Origin of the sequence: Enterococcus sp. MMGLQ5-1 (assembly GCF_013155265.1) — a bacterium.
Taxonomy (GTDB): Bacteria; Bacillota; Bacilli; order Lactobacillales; family Streptococcaceae; genus MMGLQ5-1.
In genome coordinates, this window is the sequence record NZ_JABJXU010000003.1 from 17,669 (window position 1) to 36,649 (window position 18,981).

General features: G+C 35.2%; 17 protein-coding genes. 15 read left to right on the plus strand and 2 right to left on the minus strand.

The window, feature by feature from the left end; all coding sequences use genetic code 11:
• Positions 1–34: 34 nt before the first annotated feature.
• Complete coding sequence (gene glyA, locus HOY35_RS04400; RefSeq protein WP_172213952.1) at positions 35–1,303, plus strand: serine hydroxymethyltransferase; 1,269 nt, start codon at positions 35–37, stop codon at positions 1,301–1,303.
• A gap of 54 nt (positions 1,304–1,357) precedes the next feature.
• Here the strand turns inward: glyA and HOY35_RS04405 are convergent, their stop codons facing one another.
• Positions 1,358–3,274 (minus strand): transcription antiterminator, encoded by a 1,917-nt coding sequence (locus HOY35_RS04405; RefSeq protein WP_172213949.1) that lies wholly within the window; start codon positions 3,272–3,274, stop codon positions 1,358–1,360.
• Between the two features lie 206 nt (positions 3,275–3,480).
• Here HOY35_RS04405 and HOY35_RS04410 point away from each other — a divergent pair, with 206 nt between their 5' ends.
• The 7 genes from HOY35_RS04410 (at position 3,481) to HOY35_RS04440 (ending at position 9,070) form a co-directional block, all read left to right on the plus strand.
• On the plus strand, positions 3,481–3,948 hold the full coding sequence (locus tag HOY35_RS04410; protein ID WP_172213947.1) for a PTS sugar transporter subunit IIA: 468 nt from the start codon (positions 3,481–3,483) through the stop codon (positions 3,946–3,948).
• The gene (locus HOY35_RS04415) at positions 3,949–4,236 is read left to right on the plus strand and encodes a PTS sugar transporter subunit IIB (protein WP_172213945.1); all 288 of its coding nucleotides are present in this window, start codon (positions 3,949–3,951) and stop codon (positions 4,234–4,236) included.
• A 25-nt stretch (positions 4,237–4,261) separates the two neighbouring features.
• Positions 4,262–5,635 (plus strand): PTS ascorbate transporter subunit IIC, encoded by a 1,374-nt coding sequence (locus HOY35_RS04420; protein WP_213173254.1) that lies wholly within the window; start codon positions 4,262–4,264, stop codon positions 5,633–5,635.
• A complete protein-coding gene (locus HOY35_RS04425; RefSeq protein ID WP_172213941.1) occupies positions 5,635–6,351 on the plus strand; it encodes a transaldolase in 717 nt (238 codons plus the stop codon). The genes HOY35_RS04420 and HOY35_RS04425 overlap by 1 nt, the downstream gene beginning before the upstream one ends.
• A 100-nt stretch (positions 6,352–6,451) precedes the next feature.
• The gene (locus HOY35_RS04430) at positions 6,452–7,204 is read left to right on the plus strand and encodes an SDR family NAD(P)-dependent oxidoreductase (protein WP_172213939.1); all 753 of its coding nucleotides are present in this window, start codon (positions 6,452–6,454) and stop codon (positions 7,202–7,204) included.
• Positions 7,205–7,375: 171 nt separating this feature from the next.
• Complete coding sequence (locus HOY35_RS04435) at positions 7,376–8,515, plus strand: YdcF family protein (RefSeq protein ID WP_172213937.1); 1,140 nt, start codon at positions 7,376–7,378, stop codon at positions 8,513–8,515.
• Positions 8,516–8,533: 18 nt separating this feature from the next.
• Positions 8,534–9,070, plus strand: a complete 537-nt coding sequence (locus HOY35_RS04440) for a ClbS/DfsB family four-helix bundle protein (protein ID WP_172213935.1) — start codon at positions 8,534–8,536, stop codon at positions 9,068–9,070.
• Between the two features lie 82 nt (positions 9,071–9,152).
• Here HOY35_RS04440 and bioB read toward each other — a convergent pair whose 3' ends face one another.
• The gene (gene bioB / locus HOY35_RS04445; protein ID WP_216656382.1) at positions 9,153–10,124 is read right to left on the minus strand and encodes a biotin synthase BioB; all 972 of its coding nucleotides are present in this window, start codon (positions 10,122–10,124) and stop codon (positions 9,153–9,155) included.
• A gap of 267 nt (positions 10,125–10,391) precedes the next feature.
• On the opposite strand from bioB, the gene HOY35_RS04450 reads away from it, so the two are divergent.
• From HOY35_RS04450 to HOY35_RS04480, 7 genes are all read left to right on the plus strand, one after another.
• The gene (locus tag HOY35_RS04450; protein ID WP_172213933.1) at positions 10,392–11,738 is read left to right on the plus strand and encodes a glucose-6-phosphate isomerase; all 1,347 of its coding nucleotides are present in this window, start codon (positions 10,392–10,394) and stop codon (positions 11,736–11,738) included.
• Between the two features lie 84 nt (positions 11,739–11,822).
• Entirely contained in the window at positions 11,823–12,527 is a 705-nt protein-coding gene (locus HOY35_RS04455; protein WP_172213931.1) for a histidine phosphatase family protein, read from the plus strand.
• Between the two features lie 209 nt (positions 12,528–12,736).
• On the plus strand, positions 12,737–14,434 hold the full coding sequence (locus HOY35_RS04460; RefSeq protein WP_172213929.1) for a sensor histidine kinase: 1,698 nt from the start codon (positions 12,737–12,739) through the stop codon (positions 14,432–14,434).
• A 23-nt stretch (positions 14,435–14,457) separates the two neighbouring features.
• Positions 14,458–15,873 carry a response regulator gene (locus tag HOY35_RS04465; protein WP_172213927.1) on the plus strand — a complete coding sequence of 472 codons (1,416 nt, stop codon included), beginning with the start codon at positions 14,458–14,460 and terminating at the stop codon, positions 15,871–15,873.
• 201 nt (positions 15,874–16,074) lie between these two features.
• Entirely contained in the window at positions 16,075–17,397 is a 1,323-nt protein-coding gene (locus tag HOY35_RS04470; protein ID WP_172213925.1) for an ABC transporter substrate-binding protein, read from the plus strand.
• 34 nt (positions 17,398–17,431) lie between these two features.
• On the plus strand, positions 17,432–18,061 hold the full coding sequence (locus HOY35_RS04475) for an SGNH/GDSL hydrolase family protein (protein WP_172213923.1): 630 nt from the start codon (positions 17,432–17,434) through the stop codon (positions 18,059–18,061).
• A gap of 40 nt (positions 18,062–18,101) precedes the next feature.
• A complete protein-coding gene (locus HOY35_RS04480; protein WP_172213921.1) occupies positions 18,102–18,980 on the plus strand; it encodes a carbohydrate ABC transporter permease in 879 nt (292 codons plus the stop codon).
• Position 18,981: the final 1 nt, after the last annotated feature.

Here is an 18,981-nt window from a genome sequence, read left to right on the forward strand (position 1 = left end):
ATTAATACATTTTATATAAAGGAGCGTTTCAAGAATGATTTTTGATAAAACAGATTACGAGGCATATGACAAAGAATTATGGGAAGCGATTCATGCGGAAGAAATTCGTCAAGAGCATAATGTTGAATTAATTGCCTCTGAAAACGTAGTGAGCAAGGCCGTCTTAGCGGCTCAAGGGACACTTCTAACCAATAAATATGCAGAAGGTTATCCAGGGAAACGCTATTATGGTGGAACGGAATGCGTAGACATCGTTGAAACACTGGCGATTGAACGTGCCAAAGAATTATTTGGTGCTAAATTTGCCAATGTGCAACCACATTCAGGCTCACAAGCGAATGCCGCTGCTTACTTATCATTAATTGATTTTGGTGATACGGTTTTAGGTATGGATTTATCAGCTGGCGGTCATTTAACGCACGGTGCTGCAGTGAACTTTTCTGGGCGTACTTATAATTTTGTCAGCTATAATGTGAATCAAGACACTGAAGAATTAAATTATGATGAAATCTTAGCCCTAGCCAAAGAACATCAGCCTAAGCTGATTGTAGCTGGTGCCTCTGCTTATTCAAAAATTATTGATTTTGAAAAATTCCGTGAAATTGCTGATGAGGTTGGTGCGAAATTATTAGTTGATATGGCGCACATTGCCGGCTTGGTTGCGGTTGGCTTACATCCTTCTCCAGTACCATTCGCTGACATTACAACGACAACGACGCATAAAACCTTGCGTGGTCCTCGTGGTGGTTTGATTTTAACTAATGATGAGGAATTGGCGAAAAAAATTAATTCCAACATCTTCCCAGGTATTCAGGGTGGTCCTTTAGAGCACGTTATTGCTGGTAAGGCAGTTGCCTTAAAAGAAGCACTTGACCCAGCCTTTAAAGCTTATCAGGCACAGGTTATTAAAAATGCTAAGGCAATGGCTGAGGTCTTTAATGCAACTGAGGGGCTACGTTTAGTCAGTGGCGGTACAGAAAATCATTTATTATTGGTACAGGTTACTGATTTAGGCATTAATGGTAAAGAAGCGCAAAACTTATTGGATGAAGTGAATATTACTTTGAACAAAAATTCAATTCCATATGAAACCTTGTCACCATTTAAAACGAGTGGTATCCGTATTGGTACACCGGCGATTACCTCTCGTGGTTTTAAAGAAGCGCAAGCGACTGAGGTTGCCCAATTAATTGTTAAGGTGCTAAAAAATAAAGACGACCAAGCTGTTTTAGATGAGGTTAAACAAGAAATACTGGCATTAACCAAGCAATTTCCACTTTATGATTTTACAGCCGGATTGTAAAACAATAAAAACTTTTAAAAGACTTTTTAGATTGAAGTCTTTTAAAAGTTTTTTTTATTGGATGAATTTTTGAAACTCGTCAAAAGTTTTAATATCAAGCATCTTTTGCTGTAAATTTTGATTATCGATTAGCATTGATAGCCACTCAAAAAATATTTGCAGATTATCACGATCAGCTTCAGCAATAGCCAACAAGAAAATAATCCGAATGGTTTCTTCACCCTGCCATTTTATAGGCTGGTGCGAAATTGTCACTAATATTTTTGAAGTTTGAATCGCTTTGCTAATAACATGGGGAATTGCAATATATTCATTTAAATTTGTCGGGACAATCTTCTCGCGGGCCACGACCTCTTTAGCAAAATTAATAGGTAAATTCACTTGCTTTGAGAAATAGTGAATTATTCTTTCGATGAAGACATCACGTTCTTCATTTATTTCTTGTGCATAGTAAAATCGTTTCTCAGAGAATAATTCAATTAATTGCCTTTGTTGCATTGAATCGTTATTAATTGCGGTCTCGAGCTTTGCAATGCTATGGTTCATTGCTAAATAATTAAATTCTATTGTCGGAATGCGCTCATTTTTTAAGGGGATTGTTGTAATAATAAAATCAATCGCTTTAAGTGGCTGTGTTTGGTATTCGGCATAGGATAAGACTTGAATGATTTCAATTTTATTTGGGAATCTTCTTTTGATTGTTGCTTCAACCAATCTACTACTTGATAAACCTTGACCACAGACCAGTATTACTTTTTTCAAGGGCTTCTGCTGGTCCTCTTTACGTTCAAGGGCGGCTGCGATATGTAAGGCAACATAGCCAATATCATTTTCATTAAAATGATAATATTCTTGATAAAAGCTGTTATCTAGAGACAGTACAGACATTTCAAAGGCATATGGATAATTTTTTTTGATTGAAGTCAGCAACGGATTTTTTTGAAATTTAAGAATATTTTTTAATGGTAGATAATTAGAAAAATGTTCAATTAAATCCTGAATGAGTATTTGGTCCTCTGTAAAGTCTTCCCCAAAAACGGTTTTAAGTTTTAATAGAATACAATTAACCAGCCTTTCAATATTGTTTGATTGATCAATATGATGACTTTTACTTTGAAAATCAATATAAAAATGTGATTCAATCCAATTTGTTTCATTTATTGAAAGTACTAAATCAAATTGGCTTTCTAGCCAATTTATTAATTGATTCATTGAGTTGGCAATTTGACTATCAAAGAAAGTTGCACCCGGTGCATCATTAATTGTTTTACCCAGCTTCAGACGACTAATTAAAATCGCCGTGTGTATCGTGAAATTTTTTCGGTTGTAATCGGTGATTTTGAAAAGACTTGGTGGAAATATTGCAAGTATTTTTTGGGATATTAATTCTAAATCAATTCCAGCAAAGACTTCTTTTTCTAGGCTTGAAAAAGTTGAAATATAGCTCTCATAATTTTTATCAATTAATTGTTCATAAATAAATTGTCTGATGTTAAATTCTTCGCCAATTAGCCGATAGCCAAGATTACTTTTTGATTTGATTGATAAGCTGTAGGATTTAAGCATTGGCTTAACCTGTCGCATATAATTAATTAAGGTTGTTCTGCCAATAAATATACTTTGACAGAGGGTATCCAAATCAATATAGGTATTGGTGAAGGTTAGTTTAATTAATAATAGCTTAATTCTATCCTGATAGGTATCAAAGTGGTTATGCTGATTATCATTTGCTTTGAAAATACTATATATTTCTTTGAGGTTATTTTTATTTTTAATAAAATAGCCTTTATTGCGTTTTATTTTAATTTCCGAGCCGAATCTATTAATTTCATCAGAAATTTCTTTGATATTGGAGCGGATTGTTCTTTCGGAGACAGCAAAGTAATTAGCGAGTTCGCCAATAGGCACAATTTCATTTTCAAAAAGATAAATAAATATGTCCTCAATTCTTTTCTGACTGAAAATAATCATTTTTTTCCTCATCTCTTAATTAATCTCTCTTTATTAATTATACATTATATTTGTTAACGTTTTTAAGAAAGCGGTTTCAATGTTTTCCACATTTAATGGAAAGCCTTGAAATATTTTTGCTTCTTTTTGCCAGTTTAGCTGGCAATTGATTAGATTTAATTTGCTTGTTACTTCGATTATAGTAAAAGGTGAATGGAGGTGGATTAATGTCAATTAGTGAAAATTTTTTGAATGAGCAATTCATTCATTTTGTGCCCAGCATTGATAGCTGGGAGCAGGCAATTGAAAAGGTTGCTAAGCCTTTGTTAGAAGCAGAGATAATTGAGGCACGATATGTTGATGCAATGATTCGGATTGTAGCTGAAATGGGTAGCTATATTGTTATTGTTCCGAAGGTTGCAATGCCTCACGCACGACCAGAGGATGGAGCACTAGGAATCGGTATTAGTATTTTAAAAATAGCTCAGCCAGTGTGCTTTGACTCTAATAAAAAGGTCAATATTATTATTTGCTTGGCAACTGATGACAATCAAAGGCATTTGAGTCTATTACAGGAGGTTTCACTACTTTTTGATGATGATAGCAAGGTGGACTCATTAATTGCAACGAACAATGTTATCGATTTTGTAAAATTAGCCCAAAAATATGTAGAAGAAGGATTGGAGGAAATCTAAATGATTAAAGTGATTACGGTATGTGGTAATGGTATCGGTAGTAGTAATTTACTTGCTATGAAAATTTCACAAATTGCCAAAGCTAATGGTATTGAGCTAGAGGCAAGGCCAAGTGATTTTAATGGTGCTCTTGGAGAATCGCCAGATTTATTTGTAACAGTTGATGAATTTGCAAAGCAATTTCCTAAAGAGGCACCAGTTGCAGTTGTACGTAGCTATGCTAATAAAAAGAAGATTGAGGAGGATGTATTAGCGAAACTAAAAGATATTGCTGAGCAGAATGGTTAGGATTTGAGACTAAGAAAAGGAGATTATTATGGCATTTTTAGAGTTTATTAAAGATTTACTCAGTGAACCAGCAGTATTAATGGGACTCGTTGCCTTTGTTGGTTTGGTTGCGATGAAGGCACCAGGACATAAGATTTTAACAGGTACTCTGGGGCCGATTTTAGGTTACTTAATGCTTGCTGCAGGTGCCGATGTGATTAGTGGTAACTTAGATCCCTTATCGAAAATGATTGAAAAGGGCTTTCATATTACCGGTGTCGTTCCAAATAATGAGGCAGTTACTTCGGTGGCGCAAAAGGTATTGGGCGTCGAAACAATGACAATTTTGATTGTTGGATTAATTATTAACTTATTAGTTGCTAGATTTACTCGTTATAAATATGTATTTTTAACTGGACATCATTCATTCTTTATGGCCTGCTTATTATCTGCAGTCTTGGGTGCAGTTGGTTTTAAGGGTACACCACTAATTTTAATCGGTGGTTTTATTTTAGGTGCTTGGAGTGCGATTTCTCCTGCTATTGGTCAAAGGTATACGTTAAAGGTGACTGATGGCGATGAAATTGCCATGGGTCATTTTGGTTCGGTTGGTTATTATTTATCCTCGTGGATTGGCTCTATTGTAGGTAAGAACTCAAAATCAACTGAAGATATTGAGGTACCTGAGAAATTCGGTTTTTTACGAAATACAACAATATCCACTGCCTTAACTATGATTCTATTTTATCTCGTTTCAGCGATTGCAGCTGGGCCAGAGTTTGTATCAACGCTTTCTGACGGAAAATCACCGTATTTATTCGCCATTTTATGTGGTTTAAAATTTGCAGTTGGTGTTACTATTGTTTATTCTGGTGTTCGGATGATTCTGGCAGATTTATTACCAGCCTTTCAAGGTATTGCAGATAAGGTCATTCCAAATGCTGTACCTGCAGTTGATTGTGCCGTCTTTTTCCCCTATGCGCAAACTGCAGTAATCATTGGTTTTATTTCAAGCTTTGTTGGTGGCCTAATCGGGATGTTTATTCTAGGTTTTGCTGGCGGTGTCTTAATAATTCCTGGTCTTGTACCACATTTCTTCTGTGGAGCAACAGCAGGGATATACGGTAATGCGACTGGTGGACGAAGAGGTGCGATTATCGGTGCATTTGTAAACGGTTTATTCCTAGCATTTCTTCCAGCACTTTTACTACCAGTCCTAGGTGAATTAGGCTTTTCAAATGCTACATTTGGTGATTTTGACTTTGGTTGGATTGGAATTTTACTTGGAAAAGTGGGCGGTACGTTTGGAAAAACTGGTATTTATATCATCCTTGCGGCAATTTTAGTTGTACTTTTCTTACCGAATTTTATCAAACCGTCAAATCAAGCGATTAACAATGTTGAACTGGAGGAAGAATAATGGATAAGAATTTTAAAATTGAGTTATATTCAGATGGTGCAGTAATTGAGGACATGGTTGCGATGAAGTCTCAGGGTAATATTACAGGCTTTACAACTAACCCAACCCTAATGAAAAAAGCGGGAATTGACAATTATATTGAATTTGCTCATGAAGCATTAAGTCAGGTCGGTGACTTACCGATTAGCTTTGAAGTTTTTGCTGATGATTTTGAAACAATGGAAAAGGAAGCTCTAAAATTGGCCAGTCTTGGCGATAATGTTTTTGTCAAGATTCCTATTACCAATACCTTAGGAGAATCTGCCATTCCATTAATTCGTAAATTATCTGAGAAAAATTTAAAGCTGAATATTACTGCAATTTTGACCAAAGAGCAAGTTATCGCAACAGTTGATGCATTAAAAGCAGGAACTGAAAATATTGTTTCCGTTTTTGCTGGTCGAATCGCGGATACAGGTATTAATCCCGAGCCTTTGATGACAGAAGCAGTTGAGCTTTGTAAAGCAAAGCGCAAGACGAAATTATTATGGGCAAGTACAAGAGAGTTATACAATATTGTTCAAGCAGATCAATTAGGCGTTGATATCATTACTGTACCACCAGAAATTTTGGCCAAATTAAAAATGTATCAGATGGATTTAAAGGAACTGTCATTAGAAACAGTTAAAATGTTTAATCAAGATGTTAAAAATCTAGGCTTCTCAATATTAAATTAATAATTCCTAAATTATGCTTATATTTTTAGGTGAACGCTTTTATTCTTCTTATAGTATGCTAAAATTATAAATGTATACAATTATGTAAGGAGGAATTTCAATGAAGCGTGTTTTAATTACAGGTGCTTGTTCAGGTATGGGTTTAAGTGCGACTAAGCTATTTTTGAAGAAAAAATGGTCTGTCTTAATGGTTGACATCAATGAGTCACAAGGCAACCAGCTACAAAAAGAGTTTGCTTGTGATGGCGGTCAGGTTTGGTTTAAAAAATGTAATTTAACGAGCGATGCGGACGTCGCTGCACTTTATCAATATGCCAAAAAAGAATTGGGTGGAATTGATTCAGTTGTCAATAATGCGGGCGTCTTCGTTCCTGGTACCTTGCATGAAACTTCAATTGAGGATTGGGATAAAATTTTTAATGTTGACGTTAAATCAATTTTATTGACGAGCAAGTATTTCATCCCAGATATGATTGCGCAAAAGCAAGGTACAATTGTTAATACTGCTTCTGTCTCAGGTCTACAGGGCGATTATAATATGGCGGCCTATAATGCTGCTAAGGGTGCAGTCGTTAACCTTTGTCGTTCGATGGCCTTGGATTACGGACAGTATAATATTCGAGTGAATAATGTCTGTCCCTCTGCCTGTGCAACACCAATGTTTTTAGCCAATCCTCAGGAAAAAATTAATCAATTTAATGAAGCTAATCCACTGAAGCGTATTTGTACGCCTGAGGAAGTTGCACAAGCAATTTATTTCCTAGCTTCTGATCATTCAGCTTCCTGTAATGGCGTTAATCTACCTGTCTCAGGCGGTATCGAAATATACTCTGGTCAGCCAATTCAAATATAAGCATTTATTTTGATAATTATAGACTTAAGTAGTTGTTATTATTTTAGCAACTACTTTTTGTTATGTGCGGATTTATCAATTACTTCAAGCTTTAATTTTAAAGCTAAGTACGGTATGATTAATTTATCTGGCATCATCCTGTTGACTGATTGTGATAGATGGGAGCTCTAAATGGATTATGTATTAGTGCTATTGCTTATTGCTTATTTAATGGCACACTACTTTAAATGGATTAAAATACCTGTTTTTCAAGCTATATCGGCATTATTCATGCTTTATTTTTTAGCACTAGCAATTAAATATCAGCTTTATTTTTTTATTTTACCACTTAGCCTCTGGCTTGTTTTTATAGTTAGTTGGTATGCTGAAAAAAGGCGTCTAGCTAATGGCTTTATTTTTAATCTATTTTTGATCAGCTTATCGGTTTTTCTGGCACTATTATGGGAAAGTAAGCCTAACTTTATTGTCGCAGCTATTTTCTTAATTCTATTAGTTATTTTTGTAGTTATGATGACATTAGGTCCAGTATTCTTAGTCATATTTTGTTATTATAATTTTTTTCAAGTAAGAAAACGTGAAGGACTTTCATTGACTAATTTGTTAACTTTAATATTGGCAATTGGTATGACCCTGTTATATATCCTTAATATTATTATTGACAGGATTGAATTACCACCATTATTGAATGGCATCTTATCGATTGGCCCCTTTTTAATTTTATATCTATTTTTTGCGTTTATTAATTACCTGATGGTTTCGTTTTTGTATTTGATGACTGCTTCGAAGAAACCAACAGCATTTGTAATTGTATTAGGTGCTGGACTTCTCAATGGTCGTGAAATAACGCCTCTTTTAAAATCAAGAATTGATAAAGGCTTAGAATATTTAACAGCTGACAATACTATTTTATTTAGTGGTGGTAAGGGTTCAGATGAGGCATTATCAGAGGCTCAGGCAATGGCAAATTACGCAATGACGCAGGGGGTCTTAGCGCATCAAATTGCTTTGGAGGATCAATCGACGAATACATATGAAAATATGCTCTTTAGTCAAAAAATAATTGGTAATCATTCAGCTCGCTTTGTAACCAATAATTTTCATGTTTTTAGAGCAGCATTACTGGCAAAGCAAATTGGATTAAAAATAGATGGTGTGGGGAGTAAAACAGCTTTTTATTACTTACCAAATGCCATCCTAAGAGAATTTGTTGGCATAATGATGATGCATAAGCGTCGTCATTCAATCGTGCTTATTTTGATTGTCTTATTAGGCATTTTCCAGGGTGTGATGACTCAATTCTTTTCGCTATAATGAAAGTGGGGTAATTGAATGGCAAGACCTAAAACAAAAAACGAATTAATAGAGGCTGCAGAAGCCTCATTTACTAAAATGTGGCAGCTGATTGATTCAATAACAGAGCAGCAGCAAGAGAGGGATTTTAACTTTGGCAGTCAAATTGGCAAAGAGACGCATTGGTTAAGGGATGAAAATTTAAAGGATGTGCTGATTCACCTTTATGAATGGCATCAATTACTTTTGAAATGGCTCGATGCGAATCAAGAGGGGAATGCGCAGCCATTTTTACCACAGCCATATAATTGGCGTACCTATCCCAAATTAAATGTTGAATTTAAAGAGGCACATCAAGCGACCAAACTAGCAGCAGCTAAAAATTTATTGAAGCAAAGTCATCTCCAAGTAATGTCAGCGCTTGAGCAATTTTCGGATATTGAGCTGTTTGAGAAGCAGCATTTTACTTGGACTGGAGCTAGTAATCTTGGTAGTTATTTTATTTCAGCGACCTCAAGCCATTATCAATGGGCGATTAAAAAAATTAAGCTTCATCAAAAAACATTAGATAATTAAGCAATGATTTTGCTAACAAAACGATATTTAAGCCTGAAAAGACTTTTAAAAGACTAAAACTTTTAAAAGTCTTTTTTGTGAGCTAACTCCTTTGCCAATCTAAATTTAGCATATCTAGTAATTTGAAATCCTGATCTGCCGGGGCACCCTCAGCAGTCAAGTAATTACCTAGAAAAATTGAGTCAACAATTAAAAAGGCTAAGGGTTGAAGTTCTCTTAGCTGATCTTCCCGACCAGCACTAGCGCGTAGCTCAGTATTTGGAAAAATAAAACGCATCATCATCAATATTTTTAGACATTTTAATGGCTCAAGCTCCCACTGATTAGCTAGCTTCGTGCCTTGAATTGGGATTAAAAAGTTAATTGGTACTGAAAAGGGTAGTAGCTGCTTTAAGTCGAACGCTAAATCAACCAATTCTTCATTTGTTTCACCGAGGCCACAAATGAATCCAGAGCAGCTATTGACCCCCTGTTTTTTTAGGGATTCAAGTGTCTGCTTGCGCTCCTGATAGCTGTGAGTTGTTGTGATGTTTTGGTAATTGGTCGCCGCTGTATTTAAATTGTGATTTAATCGGTCAACACCGCAGGCCTTTAAGTAAGTAATTTGCTCAGGTGTCACAGTACCTAGGGAAAGGCACGTTTCTAGCTTGAGCTGACTTTTAATTTTCCTTACGACATTACCTAAATGCTGCAATTCATTTTTATTTGGTCTGGTACCACTGGTTGCAATACAAAAGGTTGAGGCACCATTTTTAGCGGCAATCAAAGCCTTTTTGAAAATTACATCCTCAGCAAGCAGACCGTAAATCTCTGTTTCAGCAGAATTGCTGCTCGATTGCGCGCAGTAGCCACAATCTTCCTTACAAATGCCGCTTTTGGCGTTGAGTAGGCTATTTAGCTTCATGCGATTTTGTTTAAAGTATTGACGAAGATAGGTCGCAGCACTAAATATTTCAATCCAATTATCCTTTGATTCTAGAATAGCTAGACATTGTGCTCGATTAATTTCTATGCTATTCTGACAAATTTTTTCAGCTAATTTTAAATAGTTCAATGTTCGTCTCCTTGTTTGTTAACTTTTTTAAAATAATTAGTTAACCTTTTATAAAGAATTAGTTTACCATAAAATTATGGCGTTTCAAGTGTTTGGTGACAATTGTTATCTTTTTTTCAGAAGTGGTATAGTCGTGTAAATATTAATTTAGTTTAGATATTGGAAACTCAACTATTAATTCCTTTTAAAACGGTTGCAAATTTTAGAAATAAGCCTTAGAATTTAAGAAGAACATTAAATTAAATAAAAAATTTAAGGAGCTTTTGAATGTCACATATTAAATTTGACTACACACCGGTTTTACCTTTTGTTGCTGAGCATGAAATTGATTATATGCAAGCGACTGTCACTGCATTAGATAAGCAATTACGTGAAGGCACAGGTCCTGGCGCCGATTTTCGTGGATGGATCGATTTACCCGTTGATTATGATAAGGAAGAATTTGCACGTATTAAAAAAGCTGGTGCTAAAATTCAATCTGATTCTGATGTCTTGATTGTTATCGGTATTGGCGGCTCTTATTTAGGTGCGCGTGCTGCAATTGATTTCTTGAACAATTCATTTGTTAATTTGCAGTCTAAGGATGAGCGCAAGGCACCTCAAATTTTATATGCAGGTAACTCGATTTCTTCGAGCTATTTAGCGCAATTAGTTGATTATGTTTCAGACAAGGATTTTTCAGTGAACGTGATTTCAAAATCAGGTACAACAACTGAGCCTGCAATCGCTTTTAGAGTCTTTAAAGAATTATTAGTTAAAAAATACGGGAAGGCTGAAGCAAATCAACGTATTTATGCGACAACTGACAAGGCTAAGGGGGCTGTAAAGGTTGAAGCGGATGCTGAGGGCTGGGAAACCTTTGTTGTACCAGATGCGGTTGGTGGACGTTTTACCGTTTTAACACCAGTTGGTTTATTACCAATCGCTGCAAGTGGTGCCGATATTGATGCTCTGATGTCAGGAGCAGCGGCAGCTCGTGAAGCATATTCATCTGCTGATTTAAAGGAAAATGAAGCCTATCAATATGCTGTCTTAAGAAATATTTTATACCGTAAGGGTAAAGCAACTGAAATATTGGTTAATTACGAACCAAGCTTGCAATATTTTTCTGAATGGTGGAAACAATTAGCTGGTGAGTCTGAAGGTAAGGACCAAAAGGGTATTTATCCTTCATCTGCTAACTTTTCAACTGATTTACATTCATTAGGTCAATTTATCCAAGAGGGTAGTCGTAATATTTTTGAGACGGTCATTAAAGTGGATACACCTCGTCAGAATATTAATATTCCATTCTTAGAAGAGGATTTAGACGGCTTGGGCTATTTACAGGGTAAAGATGTAGATTATGTGAATACTAAGGCATTCCAAGGTGTATTATTAGCTCACACAGATGGTGGTGTACCAAATTCAATGATTACCATTCCAAATCAGGATGAATTTACTTTAGGTAATTTAATTTATTTCTTTGAAATCGCAATTGGTCTATCTGGTTACATTAATGGCGTTAATCCGTTTGATCAACCGGGTGTTGAAGCTTACAAGAAAAATATGTTTGCTTTACTTGGAAAACCAGGCTTTGAAGAATTATCTAAAGAATTGAATGCACGTTTATAATTAATGGAGAAACCAGCATAGTTTAGTAACTGTGTTGGTTTACTGTGCTTATTGATACATTTATATAAAGTGAGGAAGTGACTTATGGCAAAATCGATACTATATGTTGCAAGACACGGTAAAACAATGTTTAATACGATTGGACGAGCGCAGGGCTGGTCTGATACCCCCCTGACTGCAGTTGGTGAGCAAGGGATTCATGAGCTTGGGCGAGGTCTCAAAAAGCTGGATATAGACTTTAAGGCAGCCTTTTCGTCTGATTCTGGTCGGACATTGCAAACAATGGAAATTATTCTTGAAGAATTAGGGCTACCGCATATTCCTTATGTGCGTGATAAACGAATTCGCGAATGGTGCTTTGGTTCAATGGACGGCGCATATGATGGCGAGCTATTTGGCGGTGTTTTGCCCCGCACGCCAGCATTTATTAATGTAAATGGCGATTTAGCTAAGGTTTCTTTTGAGAAATTAGCTGAAAGCATCCAAGCGGTTGATACTGCAAACTGGGCAGAAAGCTGGGAGACAATTCGTAATCGAATTTGGACTGGCTTTGAAGACATCGGTCATTTTTTAGAGAAAAATGGTGGCGGCAATGCGATTGTTGTCTCGCACGGAATGACAATTTCAACATTAGTTAAATTGATTGATGAGTCAGCACCAACTGTGCAGGGCTTGGATAATGGAAGTGTGACTAAGATTGAATACTCGAGTAATGAGGGCTTTAAAATTCTCGGTGTCGGTGATATGAACTATCGTGAAATTGGTGCTCGCGAAATGTTAGCTGAATAGCATTTTCCAAAAAGCTTGATAGCTATTTTATGATGATAAAGTTTTATAGATGGTTGTGTTTTGCAGCCATCTTTTTTTGCGCGGACCCAAAAATAACACTGAGCTGGGGCTTGAAATTTGATTTTGCTTTATTTTTTGTTATTAATAACATAGAATGATTATGATAATAGATTATGAGTTCTAATTTAAAATAGAAACTAGGTTTATTTATGACGCAGAAAAAAATAAGTTATTTCGATGCTTCAATGTCCTATTATAAAAAAGTGAAACTGATTTTTATAACGGTCTTTTTTGTAAACGCTTTATTTATAACGATTCTCGGTATTTTTATTGTTCAAATGCTTTCTGTCCGAACTTATCAGCTTACGAATGAGAAACTGACAATGCTTACCTCAGATATTAGTAGTCAATTTGATGAGTTGCAGACATTGACAACTGAAATTAATCAAAACAAGGAAATGCAAACCTATTTGGCCTTGGCTGATAGTAGTGATTTAACAGATATTGAGCGTTATAAAATTAATGTTCAGCTGCAGAAATCCTTGAACTGGTTACTAGTGTCAAAAAATAATATCAAAAATGTAATTGTTTATAATAATAATTTTGATGTTTTAATTGGTAAAAATGCTGATAAAAATTCGGCCTTTCAAAATTTTTCTGCTCAGGATACAATCAGAGAGCTGGCAATGGATGATAATATTGGTCATTGGTATTTCGATCAAAATATGAAAGAGGTTGTTTATGTCAGAAACCTATACAACACACAGACCTCAACTAGTCGACGCGTTGGAATGATGGTCGTTTACCTAAATTTGACCTTTATTCAGGAAACATTGGATAGCTCAGGTATTTTTAGTAATAAGGATTATTTGGTATTACATTATGAAAATCAGCTTTCTAGTACGAATCTAAAGCTTGCTGATAAAAAAACAGTCTTAGGCATTACTGGTTATTTTGTTCAGGCTAGATCGATTCAAATTGGGCATAATATTTTTACGATTAATTATTATCTTTTAAATCAGCGTCTAATGCTTCAGGTCATTCAGATTGCGATTGTTTATTTTGTTGTGACATTATTGCTATTATTTGTTGGTTTCAGAATTGTTAATATTTTTATTTTAAAAATTGTAACCCCAATCAACACCTTGGCAAAAACAATGCAAGGCTTTACTGCTGAAAATGACTTGGCAACTTTAACAGATCAGCTTGATTTACAGCGAAATGATGAAATAGGTGTGTTGAATACAAGCTTTAATAATTTGGTTAATGAAATACAGGAACTGATTTTATATCAGTATCAGGCGAAAATTTTACATAAGGAAATGGAATTTAAATTTTTACAGGCACAATTAAATCCCCATTTTTTATACAATACGCTTAATTCAATTAATTGGATGGCAATCAATGAAAATAATATGGAAATCGTTGAAATGGTTACGGCCTTAACATTTTTATTGCGTTCAAAATTTGAACAGCAAAAAGAAAGTCATTCAATCAAAGAGGAGCTAGATATCATTGATGCCTATATCTTGATTCAATCCATTCGCTTTAAGAATCGGTTGACCTATCAGCAAAATATAGCAGATGAGGTTTTAACTCTACAGATACCAGCATTGATTATTCAGCCCTTAATTGAAAATGCGGTTAAATATGCGGTTGAAAAGCTGGATAGTCCAGTACAGATTGACTTAAAAATAAAAAAAATAGATGATTTTCTTTTGATTACGGTAATCGATAATGGTCCCGGTTTTGAAGCAAGTCAAAATGATGGTCATCAGTCCTCTGGCATTGGTATTAAAAATATTCGTTCTAGATTAAAAATTATTTATGATAAGCAAGCTAGCTTGTCAATTCATTCGGAACCATTGATTGAAACTAAGGTTGAGATTATTATTCCATTAGATTAACAGTATAGAAGGTGGCGGATGTGATGAGGAAGTATAAAGTATTGGTGGTTGATGATGAGCAGCTGAACGCTGATGGTGTGGCCAAATTTGTAGAACAGAGCAATTTAAATATAGGGGTAGTTGGTGTTTTTTATTCAAGTACCAAGGCGCTCGAATTTATGCAGGGTCAAGAAGTTGATATTGTGATTACAGATTTAAAAATGCCAAAGCTATCTGGTATTGAGCTTATTCAAGCAATTCAATTGATTAATCCAAAGGTTAGATTTATTATTCTGACGGGCTATGGTGATTATAATTATGCAACTCAAGCGATGGAGCTTGGTATTAAGTATTTCTTACAAAAGCCAAGCTCAGCTCAGCAAATAATTAGTGTTTTAAGCTCTGTAATCGAGGATTGTGATGAGCTAGCAACTAATTTGCGCCTAGCAAAGAAAAATCAAATTGATCAAATTATTGGGAATGATTCAAGCGATGAGGTTTTTGATGAGAATTTTTACTTTATGCTATATCGGACTGAATATCATCAGCTGATTAAACCAGTAATTGAAAAATTGCTGAACAGCTATCAAATTGAATTTAGTCTGAGTAGCTTTTATGATGTTAACTGTTATTATTTATTTTCTAATCAATTCAACCCTAAAATTTTTCGAGAGCTCGAGGGTATTCAGTTAAGTCAGCAATTTATCATTGTACTAACTGCGAATTTAAAGCATAAAAAAATTCGTCCGATTTTACTTGAGGTGCTTCAGAAGCTAAAGCTAAGCTTTTATTTTAATCAGGTCAAATTATTGTATTTACCTGATATTGAAGCCCCACGCCTTGAAGAAAAAATGGCAATCAATATTATGACAAAGCAGATTGTTGAAAATCTTGAAGCCTATGAATTTGATGAAACGATTAAATCAATAGTGGAATTAATTCATTATGCTAAAAACAATTTAATGGCGCCGCCACGGCTTAAACAAATCCTTGTGAAAATACTTGAGCCTAGTATTGAACAGAGCGAAAATCAAGCGCTGGTGATTGCTCAAATTGAACAAGCTAACTCAAGACAGCAATTAGAAATTATCATTAGACAAATCATTGAACAGGCGAGTCATTCGGTTTCAATAACAACAGATAAGCATAAAATTTCGGATAATTTGAATTTGATTATTAATCGATATTACCAAAAGAGTGATTTATCCTTGCGCTGGATCTCAAAAAACATTCTTTTTTTGAGTCCAGAATATTTAGGAAAAATTTATCAAAAGGAAAAAGGGATGAAATTTACTGAAAAATTGTTGGCAATCAGAATGAAGAAAGCCAATGAATTATTAAAAGCAGGCTATAAAATATATGAGGTGGCAGATAGGGTTGGCTTTGCAAATAACCCTGATTATTTTAGCAAGCAGTTTAAAAAATACTTCGGTATTTCACCGACTAAGCTTATTTATTAAGCAAAAAAGAGGCTTCAAAGCCTCTTTTTTGTGTCAAAAAGACGATATTAATTATGAATTGTAAACAATAAATGTTCTATTTTTTACGGATTCTGCTCAAGTTTTTACCTTATTTCTGATTGGTTAAATGATAATATAAAAATGTAAGCGCTAACAAAAAAGTATTAATACACTAAAAATCATAATAAAAGGAGATTTTTTATGAAAAAAGCATCAATCTTAAAAGGTTTAACAGTTGGTATTTCGCTTCTAGGTGTTGGTTTACTTTTAACAGCTTGTGGTAGTGCAAAGAAAAGTAGTGATGCATCATCCAGTGATGTGACAGAGATTCGCTTCTCTTGGTGGGGTGGTGATAGTCGTCATAAAGCTACCTTGAATGCGATTAAGCTATTTGAAAAGGAAAATCCAAATATTAAGGTTAAAGCCGAATATAGTGGTTATGACGGTATCGTTGAAAAAATGACGACGCAAATTGCTGGTGGGACTGAGCCTGATTTGATGCAAGTAAACTATGACTGGCTGGTTAATTACACACCTGATGGCAAAGGCTTCTATGATTTGAGTAAATTGACTGACTTGGATTTAAGTGGCTACAGTGAAGATATTTTGAAAACCGGTCAGGTTAAGGGGATTCAAAATGCCGTGCCAGTTTCGGTTAATGCTTATACCCTAATGGTTAACAAAACACAATATGAGAAGAATGGTGTTGCCATTCCAAAAACTTGGGATGAGCTATTAGCGGCAGGTAATAAATTTCCAGATGGTCAATACCCACTTTATACCTCACCATACGTTGGTTTTGTTTTGGCAACTCAATATATCCAACAAAAATATGGCGTGCCATTTATTACAACTGATGGCGAGCTAGGCTTTAGTGAAGCACAGATTAAAGAGGCGCTAGAATTTTATACTTCATTGGTCGATAACAAAGTAATTCCACCAGCTAAAGAGGCGGTCGGTGAAATTTCAGGCTCTACTGCCTTAAATGAATCACCTGCCTTCTTAAGTGGTAAATATGCAGGCCTGCATGAGTGGTCTTCGCAGGCTCAATTAGATGAAACAGCTTTGAAAAATTCGGATAATCAAGAGCTAGAGTTTTTAGGCTTACCAACGCAGGCTAATATGAAAGATAGCGGTCTTTCAACTAAACCAGCTGTTTTATTTGCCATTTCTAAAAACACGAAGCATATCAAGGAAACAACTAAATTGCTAAATTTCATTCTAAACGATGAAGCAGCGGTCAAGGAGCTAGGCTTGGAACGAGGGATTCCTTCTAATACCAAGGCAGAAGCAATTCTGGCTAATGATGGTAAGATTACTGGCATTTCAAAAACGGTACAGGATTATGTAAGTGCGAATATGTCTTCCATTCCACTCAGCCCATATTTTGAAGCTTCTAATGTCACGAATGCTTGGGGACCCTTAATGGATTCATATGCTTATGGCGAGCTTTCAACAAAGGATGCAGCGAAACAGATGTATGACGGTGTGAAAGAAGCATTAGATGGCTTGAAAAGTAACTAAATAATATTAGCTAAAGGTATAAGGTGATTGTTAGATGATTTTTGAAAAGAATGAAACGATTTTATTTACGGGTGATTCAGTGACAGACTGTAATCGTAATCGCTCGGATTTGTACGACTGTGGTGAGGGTTATGTTAATTTAATAAGACATTATTTGGTGGCTAAATATCCTGAATTACAGCTTAAGGTTCAAAACCTGGGTATAAGTGGTGCGCGTATTATTGAGCTTGCTGATTGCATAGAAAATAATGATTTAAATGATTCACCAGATTGGCTTTGTATGATGATTGGTATCAACGATGTCTGGCGTCATTTTGATCGTAATTTTACGAATGAGACATTAATTGATTCGGCGTTCTTTTTTAAAGCCTATGATGAAATTATTAATAAAGCTTCTAAAAGGGTTAAGGGAATCATTATTCTATCACCGTTTATGATTGAAGCAAATCAAAACGATGCGATGCGTCAGATGGTTGACCAGTACCGTGCGATTAGCGAAAAGCTGAGTCAAAAGCATCATTTAATTTACGTAGATTGTCAGAAAGCATTTGATCAATTTCTAAAATATCAGTCGTCTTATATTTTAAGTCCTGATCGTGTCCATCCTAATTTGGCTGGACACGTACTAATTGCTGATAGCTGGTTAGATGCAGTAGTCAATTAATCATGTGAAGATTAATCGATAGTCTAGAAAGGTAGATTACATGAAAAAAGATAAGACGGGATTATTATTTATTGCACCCTGGCTCTTTGGTATCTGTGTTTATAAAATTTATCCCTTTATTGCCTCATTTGTTTTGAGCTTTACACAATACAATATTGTCGGCTCACCTAAATTTATTGGCTTTGATAATTACATCAAGCTCTTTACGAAAGATACCCTATTTTTAAAGTCACTATTTGTAACGATTCGATATGTTGTGATTAGTGTACCGATTAATTTAATTGTTGCTTTAATTGTTGCAATGGTGATGAATTCAAAATTAAAAGGTATTAGCTTATATCGAACGGTTTATTATATCCCATCGATTCTTGGTGGAAATATCGCGATTATGATTCTTTGGAAATTTTTGTTTTCCAATACGGGACTGATTAATCAAATTATCGGTGGCCTTGGCGGCAGTCCGATTTCTTGGTTTTCTTCCGAATATGGTACTTTATTTGTTATTGTTTTGCTACATGTTTGGCAATTTGGTTCAGCGATGCTGATATTCTTAGCGGCACTAAAAGAGGTACCACAAGAATTATATGAAGCAGCAGAGATGGATGGTGCAAGCTATTTCAAAAAGTTTTTAAATATCACTATTCCATCAATATCTCCGATTATTTTCTTTAATTTGGTAATGGGCTTAATTGGCGCCTTACAGGAATTTAATGCACCATATATGTTGACTAAAGGTGGTCCACTTCAAACAACTTACTTTATTGGGTTGTATATATATGATAATGCTTATCGATTGTTTAATATGGGTTATGCGAGTGCATTGTCATGGGTTCTCTTTGTCATTATTATGACTCTGACAGCAATAATCTTTAAATCTTCAAGCTATTGGGTCTTTTATTCAGACGGGGGGAAAGATTAGC